Origin of the sequence: Flectobacillus rivi, from assembly GCF_030056655.1 — a bacterium.
GTDB lineage: Bacteria > Bacteroidota > Bacteroidia > Cytophagales > Spirosomataceae > Flectobacillus > Flectobacillus rivi.
The window spans coordinates 23,980-41,378 of the sequence record NZ_JASHIE010000003.1 but is presented as its reverse complement, the minus strand read 5'-3'; the positions used below and the strand labels follow the sequence as shown (position 1 = coordinate 41,378).

Below are 17,399 nucleotides of genomic sequence, written 5' to 3'. Positions count from 1 at the left end.
ATATTAGGGTATTTATACGGGTTTCTGAAAAAATCCTGATTGTTTTTATGAATCTATTGTCTATTTTTGGATTGCAAACAATTTTGTCAACCAAAATTCATATTTTCAAATTATGGCAATAGCAAGATTTAAAGCTCTTGAATTGGCTCAGTCACGCCAGACTGTCCCTGTTAAAGTGCCTACTGAAAAAGTAACTGACTTTTATGGCAGTAATACTTTTAATGACGAAGTGATGCGCTCGCTCCTTAGTCCAGAAGCATATCTCAAAATTACCAACGCTATCCAAGATGGGAAGAAGATAGACCGTGAGGCGGCCGATGAGGTAGCAGCAGCGATGAAATCTTGGGCACTTTCAAAAGGTGCAACACACTATACTCACTGGTTTCAACCATTGACGGGTACTACCGCGGAGAAACACGATGCGTTTTTTGATGTGACTCATACAGGTAAAGCAATCGAGAAGTTTAAAGGTAGTGCTTTGGTTCAACAAGAGCCAGATGCATCTTCATTCCCCAATGGAGGTATCCGTTCTACTTTCGAAGCTCGTGGCTACACTGCATGGGATCCTTCTTCTCCTGCTTTCATTATGGAAAACACTGCTGGTACTGCCACGCTTTGTATTCCTTCTGTATTTGTTTCTTACACAGGTGAAGCACTTGACTACAAAACTCCTTTGTTGAAATCAATTGAGTTAATCGACAAGGCGGCTACTAAAGTAATGAATGAATACTTTAGTCGTGATGTATCTAAGGTAACCGTAACCTTAGGTGCTGAGCAAGAATATTTCTTGGTGGATGAAGCATTATATAATGCTCGTCCAGACTTGATGATGGCAGGTCGTACTGTTTTCGGACATTCTCCAGCAAAAGGTCAGCAATTGGAAGATCACTATTTTGGTTCGATTCCTTCAAGAATCAATGCCTTTATGGTTGACTTTGAATTGGAAGCCTTGAAATTGGGTATGCCAGTACGTACACGTCACAATGAAGTAGCACCAGCTCAATTTGAGGTAGCACCGACATTCGAAGAAGTTAACTTGGCTTGTGATCACAATGCTTTGTTGATGGACTTGATGAACAAGGTGGCTGCGAAACACAAATTGAGAGTGTTGTTCCACGAAAAACCATTTGCGGGTATCAACGGTTCAGGTAAACACAACAACTGGTCTTTGGGTACAGATACAGGTATTAACTTGTTAGGTCCTTCAACTAAACCGAAAGAAAACCTTCGTTTCTTGACGTTCTTTGTAAATACCATCAAAGCAGTACACGATCATGCTGATTTGTTGAGAGCCTCTATCGCTACTTCTGGTAACGAACACCGTTTGGGTGCAAACGAAGCTCCTCCTGCGATTATCTCTATTTTCATTGGTACCGAAATGAGTCGTGTATTAAATGATTTAGAAAACCTTTCTGACTTGAACGATATTAAGTTAGAAAAAGGAGATAATGTGTATTTGCGTTTGGGTATCAACAAAATTCCTGCATTGTTGTTGGACAATACCGACCGTAACCGTACTTCTCCATTTGCCTTTACTGGTAACAAATTCGAATTCCGTGCAGTTGGTTCATCAGCGAACTCAGCTTCACCAATGACGATTTTGAATACCATTATGGCAAACCAATTAATCAAATTTAGAGAGGAAGTAGATGTTATCCTCGAAAAAGGAATTAAGAAGGAATTAGCTATTGTTGAAGTATTGAAGAAATACGTGAAGGAAACTAAACGTATTTTGTTTGAAGGAAATGGCTATTCTGACGAGTGGGTAGAGGAAGCAGCAAGTCGTGGCTTGTCTAATTTGAAAACTACTCCAGAGGCGTTGGCTAAATATATTGAGCCTTCTGCTATCGAGTTGTTTACCAAATACAGCATCTTTAGTGAGACAGAAATGCACGCGCGTTTTGAAATCGAATTAGAGAACTACATGAAGAAAGTACAAATCGAGTCTCGCGTAATGGGCGATTTGGCAATCAATCACGTGGTTTCTACTTCATTGAAATACCAAACACAATTGGTAGATAACGTTCGTGGACAAAAAGAAATCGGTATCGATCCGCAGTATTATGCTCCTACGGTAGAGATGATTAAGAAAATTTCGCAGTACACGTCAAAAATCACCACTTTGGTAGATGAAATGACTGAAGCTCGTAAAGAAGCAAACAACTTAGAAGATGCTTACGAACGTGCTAAAATGTACAGTGACAAAATCAAAAATTATTTTGAAGAAATCCGTTATTGCGTTGACAAGCTTGAATTAATTGTTGACGACGATGAATGGCCTTTACCAAAATACCGTGAGTTATTGTTAATTCGATAATTTTAATGCCCTCTATTCTCAAATAGAGGGCATTTTTCTTATATTTGACAAAACATTAAGAAAATCTATTAAAGTTAAAATTATGGCACAACCAAAAAATTTAGGGTTTGACCCAGCCGAAATCGCTCAATTAAAGCAAGAATGCCAAGAAGCTGGTCAAAAATTTGTGTACTTCGAAGACGAGCTAAATGATGAACCAGACAATGTTGAAGAGTTTGTTCATGTTCAATTTGTAGGTGAATACAAAGGCCAAGAAGTAATTTATGATGCTGTGCTTTACACGTTGCGCTTGCATTATAGTAGCGTTGTATTTGAAGCTGCTGAGAAAAAAGCAGTGAAGGCATTTCCTAAATACGTGCCAATGGATCAACGTTCGGCTAAATACAAACCTAATGAGGCACTTGATGAGGAAGTAGATATTTTCATCGCAGAGATAATCGATGAAATGGAGGAAAATGAGGAAATCAAGTTATCTGAACATATTGAAATCGATGAGGAATTTGAATATGGTATCGGCATTGACGTATGTTTGAATGTAGATGAAATCACGGAAGAAGTTGTAATTAAGTTTGTTGATGATTTCTTGACTGGAAGTATCAGACTTGATCCAACGCTTTATTCATTCAAAACTGATCACGACGAATAAAACAAAGCATGGTCAAAAAGCAAGGTCGCAAAGCTAAAGAACAGGTTTTTGCGACCTTGTTTGTTTGGAATCAACCGAAGATTACACACTAAAGCATCAAGTTTAACAGAGAGTGGAATGAATTTATTTTATCAACCAGAAATTCAAAAATTACAACAACTCAGTGAAGAAGAGTCTCGTCACGCCATTAAGGTATTACGTTTGAAAGAAAGAGACGAAATTCATGTAATAGATGGAGTAGGGGGATTATATCGATGTGAAATAAGTAAAGCACATGATAAAAAATGTGAGTTTCGCATTTTAGAAACAAAGCAGGGTTTTGGACAACAACCTTATCGTTTTCACTTGGTGATAGCACCAACCAAAAATTTGGATAGGATAGAGTGGATGGTTGAGAAATGTGTCGAGATAGGTATTGATGAAATATCTTTTATCCAAACCCGTTATTCTGAAAGAAAGGAAATTAAAATACCGAGAATTGAAAAAGTGGCCATTGGCGCCATGAAACAATCCTTAAAAGCATATTTACCCAAAATTAATGAGATTCAAACGTGGAAAAACTTTCTGACTAAACTTCCAGAAGCTGATTTTCATGTTATTGCGCATTTGGAGGAGGGCGAAAGGACTTTGTTGAAAGATATTCCAATGCAAAAACAAAGCATTTGCGTGCTAATTGGTCCTGAAGGTGACTTTTCACCAGAAGAAATCCAACAAGCTTTAAGCAAAGGATTTAAACCCGTAAGTCTTGGCGAAAGTCGTTTGAGAACCGAAACCGCGGGTTTAGTAGCTTGTCATACAGCGAATTTATTGAATCAATAACATATACAATCCGTACATTTAACTACGATATTTAGACAATATGATGCGATTTAGACACCTTGCTTGCATTGTACTCGGAATTGTACTTTTCCTAGGATTTAAACCTGCCTATTCTCAAGCATCTTTCAAGATTGCTAAAATGAAATATGGCGGTGGTGGCGACTGGTACTGTAACAAGACATCTCTCGGAAACCTCATTAAGTACTGCAATAGCAACTTGCGAATGAACATCTTTCCTGAAGAAGATATTGTAGAGCCTGGTAGTCCCGAATTGTTTACATATCCGTTTGTGCACATGACTGGGCATGGAAACGTGGTATTCTCAGAATCAGAGGCGCGCAACTTAAGAAAATATCTGTTGAGCGGAGGTTTTTTACACATAGATGACAATTATGGGCTCGACAAATTCGTTCGTAGAGAAATGAAAAAGGTATTTCCTGAGCTAAATTTTGTGGAATTGCCCTATAACCATCCAATCTATTCTCAAAAGTTCAAATTTACCAATGGTTTGCCTAAGGTTCATGAACACGATGGAAAAGCACCACAAGGATTTGGTCTGATTTGGGAAGGAAGACTAATTTGTTTTTATAGCTACGAATGCGATTTAGGTAATGGTTGGGAAGACCAATCTGTGTATAACGACCCAGAGCCAATTCGACAAAGAGCCTTACAGATGGGCGCTAATCTTTTGTCGTTTGCCTTGACCTCTTTTTAGTAAAAAATACCCTGTATAAAAGGGAGGTTAATAGAATAAAATTTGTACTTTTCCTGAAAACCATACGATTAAACCTGACTAAATTTAAAAGAAAAATGACATTTGTCAGAATAATTAATGATTAAAACAATTTAGAACAACAAAGAGTATATTTGTTGTAACATTTAAACATCTTTTACACATGCAATTGGTATTACCCGCATTCATCATTCACTGGTATTTGTCATTGTTTAGCCAAACATTTTTCTTGCACCGTTACTCGGCGCACAAAATGTTTTTGATGAACAAGTTCTGGGAGCGCTTTTTCTATTTTTTGACTTACGTTTCTCAAGGTTCTTCTTATTTGAGCCCTCGTGCTTATGCGATCTTGCACCGAATGCACCACGCATTCAGCGATACCGAGAAGGATCCTCACTCACCTCATTTTTCGAGTAATGTGTTCACAATGATGTGGAAAACGAAAGACATTTACAATGCACTTTTGAATAGCAAAACAAAAATTGAAGAACGTTTTGATCACAACTATCCTTACTCAAATTTTATTGAGAAGTTAGGGGATAGCTGGATGTCGCGAGTTGGTTGGGGAGTTGCTTATTCTGTGTTTTATATCGTTGCATTTGTTTACTTCGATATGCACTGGGCATTCTTCTTTTTATTGCCAATCCACTTTTTGATGGGACCAATCCACGGTGCTATCGTTAACTGGTCTGGTCATAAGTATGGATACCAAAATTTTGATAACCACGATAAATCAAGAAACTCATTGATTTTTGATTTCTTGATGTTGGGTGAATTGTTCCAAAATAACCACCACAAATTGCCTAACAGCATGAACTTTGGTGCAAAATGGTACGAAATAGACCCTACATATCCAGTAATTAAAGTTTTGACTTGGTTGAGAATCATTCGTCCGAATGTAAAACCAGCAGATGCGCAATTCTAATTTAGAAAAAGAATAAACTTTTGAGGCTATCCAATCAAATGGATAGCCTTTTTTTGTAATTATCCGTTGATGTTTGCGACTCATAGGATATTAGATTCTTTGATTCAATGACAAAATGAGTGTTTTATGATACAAAAGATATGCTTTCTCAGATATAGACAATTACTTTCGATTCTTCAAAAAACTGGATGGGTATATACTTTTCTAGCTATGTGTTTGCTGCTAGGTTTGTTTCTGCAACTGATTGGGAGTTCGAAATCAAGTCCTTTGTGGATTCTCATTCTTCCTTTTTCAATTATCCCTTTTCACCAAAACCGAAAGGATAAGCGACTACTACAGCAAATTTTCTTAGAAAAAACATGGCTCGTGTATCTTTTCGAGTACGAAATACTTACAATTCCGTTTGTTGTGTGGAATGTACTTTGGAGCCAAAATTGGGTATTGGGGAGTTTAACAGTTGGAATTGTGGCACTGCTGGCAAGGTTTCAACCTAATGTTGAACTCAATTGGCGTGTTATTCGATTGAAACACGCATGGATTCCTCCCTCTCAGTTTGAATGGCGAGCCCACTTTCGACAAAATGGATGGGGGATTTATGGACTTTATCTTTTAACAATCGTAATTGGGATATGGCATTGGGCAGGTTTTATAGGAATCGGCTTGGTGACAATTAGTCTGGCAGGTTGTTTTAATTATTGTGAAAGCCTATTTATTTTAAAGCTAGAGCATCAAATGGCATATAGCTTTTTAAAGGCAAAAATATTGTCTCAGTTTTTCCTTTTTACGAAGTTCATAGCACCATTGGTACTTTGGTATTTATTCCGATTTCCAGAACATTGGTTGGCTTATCTGATTTTACTACTCTTTTATTGTCTCAACTTTACCATATTTATTTTGAATAAATACAAATCATATATCCCCAACGAATCGGTTACATCGGGGAAAGTTTATGTTGGAATGATTTTGTTGGGAATGTTACTGCCTTATTTCTTCCCAATTTCTATCGTACTTTTTGTCGTATTCTATCCAAAAGCTATCAGAAACCTTCAAACCTACTTTTATGCTTAATATCAATCATCTTAGTTTTTCGTATGAGGAAAACCTTGTTATAGAAAATGTATCATTTGAGGTCAAAAATGGAGAAATATTGGGCATTTTGGGCTTGAATGGAGCAGGGAAATCCACATTGTTGAACTTGGTTGCAGGCTTTTTACCATTAGCACACGGAACGATTCAGTTTCAATATGCACCATTAAGTCAGCAATCAATTGCAATGCTCGAAACGCATAATTATTTCTATCCGCACCTAACAGCACAAGAGTACCTTCACATTTTTATTAAAAAGGAAAAACTGGTTGATATTCAGGCTTGGGCTGCGATGTTGGATATTCCCTTGAACCAAGAAATTGAAAATTTTTCAACAGGTATGAAAAAAAAGCTGGCATTACTAAGCATTTTGATACTTGATAGACCAGTTATGATTTTTGACGAACCTTTTAATGGGCTTGATTTAGAATCTAGTTTTCTGCTCAAAGAAATCATTTTGAAGTTAAAGGCAAAAGGCAAGATTATCCTTTTGACATCACATGTGTTAGAAACACTTACAGGAATATGTGATAGGATTTTATGGTTAAAAAGAGGAAATGTAGAGCGTATTTTTGAACATGATTCTTTTGGAAATATAGAAAAAATCCTCAAAGAAGATTGGACAAAGTTAGATACTTTGCATCACCTTCTTTGAGGATTGGATATGCTTAAGACGAATCCTAGATAAGATTTCGTTTTGGATCGAATCCTTCTAAATAATCAGACACTCGTTTGACAAACTGTCCACCAAGTGAGCCGTCCACAACGCGGTGGTCGTATGAATGAGAGATAAACATCTTTTGACGAATACCAATTAAATCACCTTGAGGAGTTTCGATAACCGCTGGTTTTTTCTGGATAGCACCAAATGCAATAATCGCTACTTGCGGTTGCATAATGATCGGCGTTCCCATGATATTGCCAAAAGTACCGATATTTGAGATAGTGTAAGTTCCACCTTCAAGATCTTCTGGTCTCAACTTATTTTCACGAGCACGTTGGGTTATATCATTAACCTTCTTGGTCAGACCAATCAAATTGTATGAATCAGCATTATGAATTACTGGTACAATCAAATTGCCATTTGGTAAGGCTACAGCCATACCAATATTGATATTTTTACGATAAATAATTTTATCACCATCCACCGAAGCATTGATTTTTGGAAAATCTTTGATAGCTTTCACCACCGCTTCAATTAAAAGAGGGGTATAGGTAATATTTTCACCATATTCCTTTTTAAAGCTATTTTTGATACCTTCTCTCCACAGCGAAACAGTTGTCATATCTGTTTCCACAAAAGAGGTTACGTGAGGCGCGATGCGTTTTGAGTCAACCATACGGTCGGCAATCATTCTACGCATACGATCCATTTGCACGATTTCGTCTTGTCCAGAGAAAGCGATAGGAGCAGATTTAGTAGCCACAGCAACTGGAGTTGGAGCTACTTTAGGGGCAATACTTGTAGGATTTTGACGATTTTTTAAGTATGCCAAAATATCATGTTTCGTCACACGACCTTCCGACCCTGTTCCTGCAATTTGAGATAATTCTTGTGCTGAAATTCCTTCTTCGTTAGCGATACTCATCACCAAAGGAGAATAAAAACGGTTTGCTGTATCAAGGGCAACACTCTCTTCAATTGCTTGATTAGTAGGGTCTAAGTTAATTCCCGTAAGCGATTGAATTTCTTGAATTTCCTTTTCGATTGTTTCTGAAACTGGCTCAGAGCTGGCTTCGCCATCAGTTTCAATAATACAAATAGGCTTTCCGATTACGGCAATTTCACCTTCCTGTACCAAGTACTGTTTTACAATCCCACCATGCGATGAAGGTACTTCGGTGTCAATTTTGTCCGTAGCTACCTCCAATAAGTATTCGTCTGCCTCAATGCGTTCGCCAACTTTTTTTAGCCACGAAAGCACTGTAGCCTCCATAATACTCTCACCCATTTTGGGCATAATAATTTCAATTTGAGCCATAATTGTAAGTTTTTTGTTTTGTTTTTGGCTGTAAAGTTTAAATTTCGGTTCTAAGAAAGCTCAAGCCTCATTTTCGGCCGAAAATCCGAAACTGTTCAGTTATTTCAAAACTTTTCTCAATAAATTAAGTATGTTGATAGAAGTTAAATGAATATTTTGCTCTCTAAAGCCTCCCAATTGAAGCTTTTGAGTATATGTCTTATCTTTTGTTGCTACCGCAATCCAAATAGTACCTACGGGTTTGTCTGGTAATCCTCCGTCTGGGCCAGCAATACCACTAGTGGCTAGTCCGAAATCTGTTCCCAGTTTTTGACGTACATTTTCAGACATTTGAATAATGGTTTCTTCAGAAACAGCCCCAAATTGGTCTAAAGTTTCTGGTCTTACACCAAGTTGATTGATTTTGACAGAATTGTCATACGAAATTACACTACCCCAATAATAACTTGACGAGCCAGCTACTTTGGTAAATTGATGAGCTAAATATCCACCTGTGCAGCTTTCGGCTGTTGAAACTGTAAGACCTTTTTCTTTCAAAAGTCGTCCTATTGCAACTTCTAGCTCAATATCTTCTAGTGCATATACAAACTCCTCAATGATAGGAATAAGTTTTTGAACTTCAGAAGCAACTTGAGCCTTTATTACTTCCTCATTTTCGCCAAAACCTGTAAGTCGCAGTTTGACACTTCCCATCGATGGCAGATAGGCGAGCTTTAAGTTTTCAGGTAAAGCATCTTCCCAATCAGCAATTTTTTCTGCTAAAATAGATTCGCCAATACCAACAGTTCTAATAATTTGATGGAAAATCGTAGGTGTTTTAAAATGACCCTGAAGTCGAGGCAATATTGCATCAGACATCAATCCTTTCATTTCGTAAGGAACCCCAGGCATTGAAATATAGATGACTCCATTTTGTTCAAACCACATACCTGGCGCTGTACCTAGTTTGTTTTGAATATAAGTAGCATTCAGTGGGAGTTCGGCTTGACCTAAATTAAGTCCTGTAACCTCTCGACCTCTTTTTTGGAAAAAAGCTTTTAGGTCGATAAGGGCTTGTTCGTGGACAGCTAGTTTCGTACCGAAATACTTACAAAAAGTTTTTTTAGTAATGTCATCTTTTGTTGGACCCAAACCTCCCGTGACCAAAACTACATCTGCACGGCTCGTTGCCTCTGAAAAAATAGTTAGAATCGCCTCTTCTGTGTCACCAACCGAAGACTTTCGGACGGTTTTGATACCAATTTTATCCAATTCTGCACTAATCCATTGTGTATTAGTGTCTGTAATCTGACCATACAGGATTTCATCCCCAATTGTAATAATCTCTGCTTTAATCATTGCTTAAAAGGTTCAAGATGCTTTTGGAACTGATTTATTCAATTTTGTACCGAACAAACCACTCTGATTCGGATAAGCCCTGCTAAGAATTCATTATTTTTGTTCAAAATTACACATTTTCGGCACTTTTGTCGTTTAATTCAAGGGTACAAAACAAAAGATTTTAAAAGAGTCAGGGTTAAAATCTTAGATTTTGTTACTTCTATTCACTCTTAAAGTCTGAAAATGAAAGTAATCGAGAGCCACAGGTTCTCTCCATTTAAACAACATCTTATTTATGAAAAGAATTCTTATCGCCATCTGCCTAATGGGTACAGTAACTAGTTGTCAATCTCAAAACCTAGGAAATATCTTAAAACAAGCCAATGATGTATTGGCAAATGCGAGTAAGGGAGGTCTTACTTCAGATGAGATAGGTAAAGGCTTAAAAGAAGCATTGACAGTTGGTATCAAAAACTCTTCGGCACAAGCAGGGGCGCTAGATGGATTTTTGGGAAATCAAACCATTAAATTATTGTTTCCGCCAGAAGCACAAAAAGTAGAGGCAAAACTTCGTCAGATTGGCTTGGGAAGCGAGTGTGATAAATTTATTACCACTTTAAACAGAGGGGCAGAGAAAGCCGCTGGACAAGCAGTCCCAATTTTTGTGGATGCTATTAGCAAAATGACAATCCAAGATGCGTTGAGTATTTTGAAAGGAGACAAAGACGCTGCGACTCAATATCTAAAACGTACATCGTCGGACGCACTGGCTAAAGCATTTGCCCCTATCATGGAAGAATCTATCAATTCGACAGGAGCGACCAAATTGTATGGCGATATTGCGACTACTTATAACAAGATTCCATTTACAGCTCAAAAGTTAAATCCAGATTTGAAAGGATATGCTACACAAAAGGCAATCGATGGTTTATTTGTGTTAGTAGCACAAGAAGAACAAAAGATTCGTGAGAATCCAGCCGCTCGTGTGACAGACCTTCTCAAAAAAGTATTTGGTTCGAACTAGTTTTTTGTGCTAAATTCGTGGTAAGCTTTTGTTTGAACCAAGCAAACTTTTCGGGTGAAATCGCTGTTTCATTTGAAAGCTTTAATTTTCCAATATAGATACTTGCACAATATTTAAGCAGGTGAAGAATTTATCATGAAAAAATCAGAAATCAATTTTCAAGTAACATTAGACGACCAAAATATTCCAGAGCAAATTCAGTGGACTGCTACCGAAAACCCTAACGAGGGAATTGAGGAAACAAAATCTATCTTTATTGGTGTTTGGGATCACTACCACAAAGGAACACTTGCATTACCTTTATGGACTAAAGATATGGATGTACTTGAAATGAAACGTTTCTATATCGAGATGATGGGAAGTATCGCTGAATCTGCGATTCGTGCTACTGGCGATGAAGCCATGGCTATCAAAATCGATGCATTATGTAAAGATTTGAGCCAAACTTTGAAAGAGGAAATGAAAGCTGCTCAACAGCAACAAGCTTAATTTCCTAAAATCAGAAGGCTGATTATGTTGGAGTTTTTCAGCATAATCAGCTTTTTTATTGCAAATGTATTTGTTGTTTCCAACCATATCCCTAATACTTTTACTATGAAAATAACTTTGCTAAGTATTGCCATTTTGCTGTTGTTAAGTCTTTCTACGATTGCACAACGAGGAGTTAACTTTATTTCTGGAGGAAATTTACGCACCGTTTTTGATTTGGCAAAAGTTCAAAATAAAGCGGTATTCTTGGAAGCTTATGCACCAACTTGTCACGTTTGTATAGCATTTAAACCTACTTTTGAAAATCAGCAAGTAGGTGATATTTATAATAAAAATTATATTTCCTATAAATTAGATATGACCTCGCCAGAGGCGGCTGGTTTTTTGCAAAAACAAAATATCTGGATTCCATCAACGCCAACGTTGCTGTTTTTTGACAAGGATGTCAAATTGATGCACATAGCCATTATGGGAGAAAATACCAATTCGCCCGAAGCGCTTATTTCATCAGCGATGATTGCGTTGAATCCACAAAAAAGAGCAACTGGCTACAAGGCCATTTATCAAAGTGGCAACAGAACGGCTAATTTCTTGATTGATTATGGCTATATGGCTCGTATTTTGAAAGATACCGTGATGAATATCACGGTTTTGAAAACCTATGCAAAGTCGATTCCTACCACTCAGTACACCAGTAACGTAAATTTTGCAGTGCTTCAAAAGGCTATTATGGATGATGAGAACCCTCTTTTTGTATACATGATTAATCACCTTGCTGAATTTAATGCCAAGTTTGACAGGAATTTAGTTAAGCAAACTGCTGAGAATATTATCATGTATTCACTGTATTCGAGTAGAGGAAGTAAATTTTCATCAGCTAAAATTGCACAAATAAAAGCCAATTTGGCTAAACTTGGTGTAACTCAAAAAGCGATTGGTGTTCGTGTGTTTAGAGAGGAAGCAACCGCTTTGTTTAGAGAAGGTAAATCTGCTGAAGCCATTAAAATTTTGGAATCAATCATAGATGCCAAAACAGATAAGGCGAGTTATGCATATCTAAGTAATTTTGTAAAATCGAGAACTTCGGATAAAGCTGCCTTAGCAAAAGCATCAGTTTGGGCTGCAAAAGGACGCTAGAAGAAAGAATTATAGCAAAACAAAAAAGGTGAATGATCTTAAATCATTCACCTTTTTTGTTAAATTTTATGAATATACTCAAAACTTGTTCTTAAAATATAGTCTGAATCTTCATCTCCTAATTGAACTGCTAGTTGAAAATCTTCAATAGCGGTTTTCCGTTGACCTAATTGGTACCTTGCCATTCCTCGCCATCGTAGTGCTGTCGGGTTTTCACTTCTAAAATGCCAATCAGCTTTGTCAAATTCTAAGAATGCACCGTCATAATCCTCTAATTTGTACAAAATCTTTCCTTTGGTTACATAAGACTCTCCAACTGTATTATCAAAACTCAAAGATTGTTCGATGTCATACAATGCCGAGTACAAATTCCCCAATTGCAAATTACAAAGTGAGCGATAATAATGCGCTTTGGCTGATTTGGGAAAGCGTTTTAGCTTTTCGGTAAAAAAAGAAAGCGCTTCCTTATATTTTCTATGATGAATTAGGTGTTCACCATCTTCTAGTTTCTCTCTATTTTTGATGGTAATAAACTTTTCCTCTAACCAATTGAAGAACATCAAGGTTAGAACAAAAGGTAAAAAGAAAAAGAGGACCAGCCATTCCATAGTACACGAACGATTGCTATTGGTTTATAATTGCGCTAACTCCGTTTGAAGTTTTTTGGTTAAGCCCGATACCACAATATCATAGGAGTGATCTACAAGTTCGGATGCCATCTTCGAAGGAGTTCTTTCAAAATTAACGGTATTCCAGTGCTTTTTGTTCATGTGGTAGCCAGGAATAATAAAAGAAAATTCCTCCCTGAGAGAGACAGCTCTTTCGGGGTCACATTTGAGATTTACCGTAAAAATTTCGCTATCAAGTCCTGTTAAGGCAAATATTTTGCCCATAACTTTATATACCAAAGTTTCAGGCCCAAAAGGGAGTTCCTCTGTAACTCCTTTTTTTGAAAGGCAATATTCTCTAAACTGCTCTATATCCATACTCAAATGAATTAACGAATAAAGGCGCGATAAATCATGACAATCAAACAAACCAAAAACATCAGAATCGAAATCTTGTTGATGAAGTGCATCGTACGCAAATTGAAGCTTGTAGGTTTTGACGGGTCTGGTTTAGAGAAAACTCTAAGAAAATAACCGAAGGCTTCACCTAATTTGAATTGATCTTTAATACGACTCATGGCTTTTAAAATCTATTGTGAAACAATATTTATTTGAGTGTAATTCTTTGTTTGAACAACAAAGAATCTAATTTTACAATTAAAGCATATCTGCTAATTCGGCACTTTGAGCTGGCTCAAACCATACTCCATCTTCTTTAATTAGCTCAATAAGTTCATCAACCGCACGGTCGGCATGCACAGATTTTTTAACTACTTGCTGTCCACGATACAAGGCGATTTTATCTTTTCCTATTCCTACATAACCATAATCGGCATCAGCCATTTCGCCAGGACCGTTTACAATACAACCCATAATTCCGATTTTTACACCTTTTAAATGATCCGTTCTTTTGCGAATCATAGCTGTAGTTTCTTGTAAGTCGAATAAGGTACGACCACACGATGGGCATGAGATATACTCGGTTTTACTCATACGAGTTCTGGCAGCTTGTAGTATTCCAAATGCTGTAGAATTGTAGATTTTCGCCAAGCCTTGAAATTCTGATGCAGGAGTATTTTGGGGTACAGAAAGTATTGCTCCATCGCCTAAGCCATCCACTAACAAACCACCTAAATCCGTTGCTGAAAAGAGTTGGAAATCACTAGTTGACATAGCATCATATTGGCGCCAAATAACAACAGGAAGCTTTATTTCTTGACTTATCAGCTCAAAAAAGAAACGTCTTAAGGCTGGCATTCCGTGCGTATTATTCGTAGAAATTATCAAAACAGCATCTCTTAAAGAAGACAAACTCGAAATCAATTCTGGCTTTAGGTTGTCAATGTTAACTGCAATGAAATTCAAAGAGTTATGTGTTTTCACATTGTCCGAAATTTCCTCAAATGAAATCATTGGGAATAAATTTTCTGGACAATTTTTTTCTAACCAAATTTTGTAGTCAACAATCTCTTTTAATCCCATAGGCAGCATGAAGGTCGATGGGCGTTGTCCTGTGTAAACAAAATCTGCACCTAAATCATTCATTGCCCACTTGTCAGTAGCAGGTAAGTAAAAATGACCAATTGGCTTTAAATCATCATGTTCATTGATCCCCACCTGTGAGTAGTCTGCAATCACTCTTGGGACGTTATGTCCACCAAAAACTGCCACCTCATTGGTCGCTCTTCTGAAATGTTGGAAAGGATTTATTGGCGAATCAAATGCTTCAGAAAGTTCTGTATTTGCAGGTTTCCATGCAGGAATCACGGTAGTGCTTTCGGCACGATGCGTGTATCTATCGATAAGACTTTTGGCAACTGGCGCTTCAAATTCTGGGTCTTCTGTCAACGATACACGAACGGTGTCTCCAAGACCATCTTCCAATAAAGTTCCGATTCCGACAGCCGACTTGATACGACCATCCTCACCTTCGCCAGCTTCTGTTACGCCAAGATGTAAAGGATAAGGTTTTAGTCCTTCTTCGTCCAATTTTTTACAAAGCAAACGATAAGCTTCAACCATTACTTGTGTATTCGATGCCTTCATTGATAAGACGATATTGAAGTAATTTTCGTCTTCACAAATTCTCAAAAATTCTAAGGCAGACTCAACCATTCCAAGTGGTGTATCACCATATCTACTCAAAATTCTATCGCTCAAAGAACCATGATTGGTACCAATACGCATAGCAGTACCGTATTCTTTACAAATTTTAATTAGAGGAACAAACTTGTCTCTAATACGTTCTAATTCTGCTTGATATGAAGACTCGGTATAATCAATAGTTTCAAAACGCTTTTTGTCAGCATAGTTTCCTGGATTGATACGCACTTTTTCTACCAATCTTGCCGCTAATTCTGCTGCATTAGGTGTAAAATGTATATCTGCGACCAATGGAACATTACAACCACGATTACGAAGTTCTTTGCGAATATTCTCTAAATTTTGCGCTTCTTTTACGGAAGGTGCTGTAATACGTACCAACTCACAACCCGACTCCACCATTCTAAGCGTTTGCTCTACCGAACCAATGGTATCCATAGTATCGATGGTAGTCATAGATTGGATACGAATTGGATATTGCGAGCCCATCCACAAATCTCCAATGTTCACAGAGATTGTTTCGCGACGTTTATATTCGGTAAGAGAAGTACAATACTTGGTTCCTTTTTCGATAAGGTTCACTATTTGAGAGTTATTCGACATAACGAGCTAAAATATAAATTTGATTTTTTGCCAAAACTATTGACTGTACAAATTTAGGGCTTATTGGTAGATTGACAATAAAATACCCCGACTGTTTCTATAACAACAGGCGGGGTAGGAAGGTTATGAATTAAGGCTGAATATTTTAGAAATCGCCAAATTCATCAACTAAATATTTTTGTACCAATGAAATATCACCTTTTGAGGTTAAATCAGGTACATTTTCAGCTACAGGAACGGTGGTTACTAAACCTGGATTCTCTTTTGCCATACGAGTAACGGCACTTGGCAATTCACGTTCGTTACGAATAGGATTGAATGGTTCAGACTGAACATATTTCAAAATATCATCATATTTGAAGTGAAACACGTTCATATTAACACCAATTTGACCAGCTACACGTTTTGCCTCGGCAATTTGCTCGTCGTTAGGTTTTTCTAAAATTTCTACCAAACTACCATCTTCGTTAGTTTTGATAATAGCAAATGCCTTCACACGTTCTGGCTCTACACCTAATGCATCAGCATTATAAGAAACTACCGCATTGGGAATTTCTGCATCCTTCAAAAGCGTTAGCACTGAAACAGAATATAAATTATCAGAGTTACAAACCGTAAAACGTTCGCCTTTCCATTCAGGCGTTTGTTCCAAGGCTTGTTGAATAGCGTCAGCTGTTCCAGCAGGCTTTTCACGATCTGGAGCAATTTGTTGCGTTGCGAATTTAAAAGTAAATCCCCAAGCTTTTCCATCCGCTACCAATTGGTCATAGTAAGGTTGCGTAACAGTATCTTTCGGATTTTTGAGAATCAAAACTTCATTATATCCAGCACGATGCGCATTATATAAAAGATAATCCATAAACGGACGACCATCTTTCCCCACGCCAATCATCCCTTTTGGGAGCGTATTTGCTTGTTCGATTAGCTTTTCATCCAAATTTGAATTGCCGTCTGTTTTTTTCATGCGAGAAGACATCCCGCCTGCCATAATCAATAGTTTTGCCATATAAAAAATGCTCGATGAAAGTAGCAATATATTTTTTGAAAATAGTGTTGCTTTCGCCTCAAAAGCGAGGTAATATATTACCGCAAATTTAGGAATAGTTTTGATTTTTTAACTAAACTAATTAAAAAACTCTAATATCCCCAAATTTCGGTTTCTGTGTAAGTTTTGCACCAAAAGTAAAGTGGTTCAGGTACAGGAGTTTGTAAAATAGATTTCAAATACGATACTTTGATGATACCTGAATTAAAATATCAAAAAATATGCTAGATTCATTATCAGCCCAACCCTTAGTGAAATAATCTAATTCATTTGTATCTTTGAATGACTAAATGCAAAATCACTTTTAACCATTACATTGAACAATCTCAATCGATTCTGTGTTTATCATTTTAGAGGGTCATACAAAACCATTGACAGTTCAAAGATATATCTATTTTTGTTTAATCTTTTTGAAATAATTTTAAACAAAATCGAAACCTTTTCTTTGAACTTGCAGTTTGACCCTATGAAAGAACTACTCGCCGATTTAGTTTAAGAGTGTTGCTGACAACCTTTCAGACGACTTTTAAACTTGATGACTAAATCCCCGATAAAATATAGT

The 17,399-nt window shown here is 37.2% G+C and carries 17 protein-coding genes; 10 read left to right on the top strand and 7 right to left on the bottom strand.

Annotated features, from left to right (window positions below; genetic code table 11):
* Positions 1–112 precede the first annotated feature (112 nt).
* The 7 genes from QM481_RS04630 (at position 113) to QM481_RS04600 (ending at position 7,181) form a co-directional block, all read left to right on the top strand.
* Complete coding sequence (locus tag QM481_RS04630) at positions 113–2,317, top strand: glutamine synthetase III family protein (protein ID WP_166550233.1); 2,205 nt, start codon at positions 113–115, stop codon at positions 2,315–2,317.
* Between the two features lie 82 nt (positions 2,318–2,399).
* Positions 2,400–2,963 (top strand): hypothetical protein, encoded by a 564-nt coding sequence (locus QM481_RS04625; RefSeq protein WP_166550232.1) that lies wholly within the window; start codon positions 2,400–2,402, stop codon positions 2,961–2,963.
* A 117-nt stretch (positions 2,964–3,080) separates the two neighbouring features.
* Positions 3,081–3,782, top strand: coding sequence for a 16S rRNA (uracil(1498)-N(3))-methyltransferase (locus QM481_RS04620; protein WP_283380813.1), 702 nt, complete (start codon positions 3,081–3,083; stop codon positions 3,780–3,782).
* Positions 3,783–3,822: 40 nt separating this feature from the next.
* Positions 3,823–4,497, top strand: a complete 675-nt coding sequence (locus QM481_RS04615; protein WP_370520397.1) for a DUF4159 domain-containing protein — start codon at positions 3,823–3,825, stop codon at positions 4,495–4,497.
* A gap of 181 nt (positions 4,498–4,678) precedes the next feature.
* Positions 4,679–5,440, top strand: coding sequence for an acyl-CoA desaturase (locus QM481_RS04610; RefSeq protein ID WP_166550230.1), 762 nt, complete (start codon positions 4,679–4,681; stop codon positions 5,438–5,440).
* Positions 5,441–5,566: 126 nt separating this feature from the next.
* Positions 5,567–6,508, top strand: a complete 942-nt coding sequence (locus QM481_RS04605; RefSeq protein WP_283380812.1) for a hypothetical protein — start codon at positions 5,567–5,569, stop codon at positions 6,506–6,508.
* The gene (locus QM481_RS04600; RefSeq protein WP_283380811.1) at positions 6,501–7,181 is read left to right on the top strand and encodes an ABC transporter ATP-binding protein; all 681 of its coding nucleotides are present in this window, start codon (positions 6,501–6,503) and stop codon (positions 7,179–7,181) included. Before QM481_RS04605 ends, QM481_RS04600 begins: the two co-directional genes overlap by 8 nt.
* 25 nt (positions 7,182–7,206) lie before the next feature.
* On the opposite strand, the gene QM481_RS04595 is transcribed toward QM481_RS04600, so the two are convergent.
* Positions 7,207–8,508 (bottom strand): dihydrolipoamide acetyltransferase family protein, encoded by a 1,302-nt coding sequence (locus tag QM481_RS04595; protein WP_283380810.1) that lies wholly within the window; start codon positions 8,506–8,508, stop codon positions 7,207–7,209.
* Positions 8,509–8,607: 99 nt separating this feature from the next.
* Positions 8,608–9,846: a competence/damage-inducible protein A gene (locus tag QM481_RS04590; protein ID WP_283380809.1), complete on the bottom strand. Its 1,239-nt coding sequence runs from the start codon at positions 9,844–9,846 to the stop codon at positions 8,608–8,610.
* A 277-nt stretch (positions 9,847–10,123) separates the two neighbouring features.
* On the opposite strand from QM481_RS04590, the gene QM481_RS04585 reads away from it, so the two are divergent.
* From QM481_RS04585 to QM481_RS04575, 3 genes are all read left to right on the top strand, one after another.
* Entirely contained in the window at positions 10,124–10,852 is a 729-nt protein-coding gene (locus QM481_RS04585) for a DUF4197 domain-containing protein (RefSeq protein WP_166550225.1), read from the top strand.
* A 135-nt stretch (positions 10,853–10,987) separates the two neighbouring features.
* Positions 10,988–11,341 (top strand): gliding motility protein GldC, encoded by a 354-nt coding sequence (gldC, locus tag QM481_RS04580; protein WP_283380808.1) that lies wholly within the window; start codon positions 10,988–10,990, stop codon positions 11,339–11,341.
* Between the two features lie 105 nt (positions 11,342–11,446).
* Positions 11,447–12,478, top strand: coding sequence for a thioredoxin domain-containing protein (locus QM481_RS04575; RefSeq protein WP_283380807.1), 1,032 nt, complete (start codon positions 11,447–11,449; stop codon positions 12,476–12,478).
* Between the two features lie 59 nt (positions 12,479–12,537).
* On the opposite strand, the gene QM481_RS04570 is transcribed toward QM481_RS04575, so the two are convergent.
* From QM481_RS04570 to QM481_RS04550, 5 genes are all read right to left on the bottom strand, one after another.
* Positions 12,538–13,038, bottom strand: coding sequence for a tetratricopeptide repeat protein (locus QM481_RS04570; protein WP_283381095.1), 501 nt, complete (start codon positions 13,036–13,038; stop codon positions 12,538–12,540).
* A 72-nt stretch (positions 13,039–13,110) separates the two neighbouring features.
* On the bottom strand, positions 13,111–13,464 hold the full coding sequence (locus tag QM481_RS04565) for an MmcQ/YjbR family DNA-binding protein (protein WP_283380806.1): 354 nt from the start codon (positions 13,462–13,464) through the stop codon (positions 13,111–13,113).
* An 11-nt stretch (positions 13,465–13,475) separates the two neighbouring features.
* Positions 13,476–13,664, bottom strand: coding sequence for a DUF6728 family protein (locus tag QM481_RS04560; RefSeq protein ID WP_166550220.1), 189 nt, complete (start codon positions 13,662–13,664; stop codon positions 13,476–13,478).
* A 79-nt stretch (positions 13,665–13,743) separates the two neighbouring features.
* Entirely contained in the window at positions 13,744–15,792 is a 2,049-nt protein-coding gene (ispG, locus tag QM481_RS04555; protein ID WP_374760873.1) for a (E)-4-hydroxy-3-methylbut-2-enyl-diphosphate synthase, read from the bottom strand.
* Between the two features lie 145 nt (positions 15,793–15,937).
* The gene (locus QM481_RS04550; protein ID WP_283343614.1) at positions 15,938–16,798 is read right to left on the bottom strand and encodes a sugar phosphate nucleotidyltransferase; all 861 of its coding nucleotides are present in this window, start codon (positions 16,796–16,798) and stop codon (positions 15,938–15,940) included.
* Positions 16,799–17,399: the final 601 nt, after the last annotated feature.

Bases quoted from the DNA above. Each gene is read 5' to 3' on its own strand.
- QM481_RS04625 (WP_166550232.1), top strand. From the start codon at position 2,400: ATGGCACAACCAAAAAATTTAGGGTTTGACCCAGCCGAAATCGCTCAA.
- QM481_RS04590 (WP_283380809.1), bottom strand. From the start codon at position 9,846: ATGATTAAAGCAGAGATTATTACAATTGGGGATGAAATCCTGTATGGT.
- QM481_RS04570 (WP_283381095.1), bottom strand. From the start codon at position 13,038: ATGTTCTTCAATTGGTTAGAGGAAAAGTTTATTACCATCAAAAATAGA.
- QM481_RS04615 (WP_370520397.1), top strand. From the start codon at position 3,823: ATGATGCGATTTAGACACCTTGCTTGCATTGTACTCGGAATTGTACTT.
- QM481_RS04600 (WP_283380811.1), top strand. From the start codon at position 6,501: ATGCTTAATATCAATCATCTTAGTTTTTCGTATGAGGAAAACCTTGTT.
- QM481_RS04595 (WP_283380810.1), bottom strand. From the start codon at position 8,508: ATGGCTCAAATTGAAATTATTATGCCCAAAATGGGTGAGAGTATTATG.
- QM481_RS04560 (WP_166550220.1), bottom strand. From the start codon at position 13,664: ATGAGTCGTATTAAAGATCAATTCAAATTAGGTGAAGCCTTCGGTTAT.
- QM481_RS04610 (WP_166550230.1), top strand. From the start codon at position 4,679: ATGCAATTGGTATTACCCGCATTCATCATTCACTGGTATTTGTCATTG.
- ispG (WP_374760873.1), bottom strand. From the start codon at position 15,792: ATGTCGAATAACTCTCAAATAGTGAACCTTATCGAAAAAGGAACCAAG.
- QM481_RS04585 (WP_166550225.1), top strand. From the start codon at position 10,124: ATGAAAAGAATTCTTATCGCCATCTGCCTAATGGGTACAGTAACTAGT.
- QM481_RS04550 (WP_283343614.1), bottom strand. From the start codon at position 16,798: ATGGCAAAACTATTGATTATGGCAGGCGGGATGTCTTCTCGCATGAAA.
- QM481_RS04620 (WP_283380813.1), top strand. From the start codon at position 3,081: ATGAATTTATTTTATCAACCAGAAATTCAAAAATTACAACAACTCAGT.
- QM481_RS04605 (WP_283380812.1), top strand. From the start codon at position 5,567: ATGATACAAAAGATATGCTTTCTCAGATATAGACAATTACTTTCGATT.
- QM481_RS04630 (WP_166550233.1), top strand. From the start codon at position 113: ATGGCAATAGCAAGATTTAAAGCTCTTGAATTGGCTCAGTCACGCCAG.
- QM481_RS04575 (WP_283380807.1), top strand. From the start codon at position 11,447: ATGAAAATAACTTTGCTAAGTATTGCCATTTTGCTGTTGTTAAGTCTT.
- gldC (WP_283380808.1), top strand. From the start codon at position 10,988: ATGAAAAAATCAGAAATCAATTTTCAAGTAACATTAGACGACCAAAAT.
- QM481_RS04565 (WP_283380806.1), bottom strand. From the start codon at position 13,464: ATGGATATAGAGCAGTTTAGAGAATATTGCCTTTCAAAAAAAGGAGTT.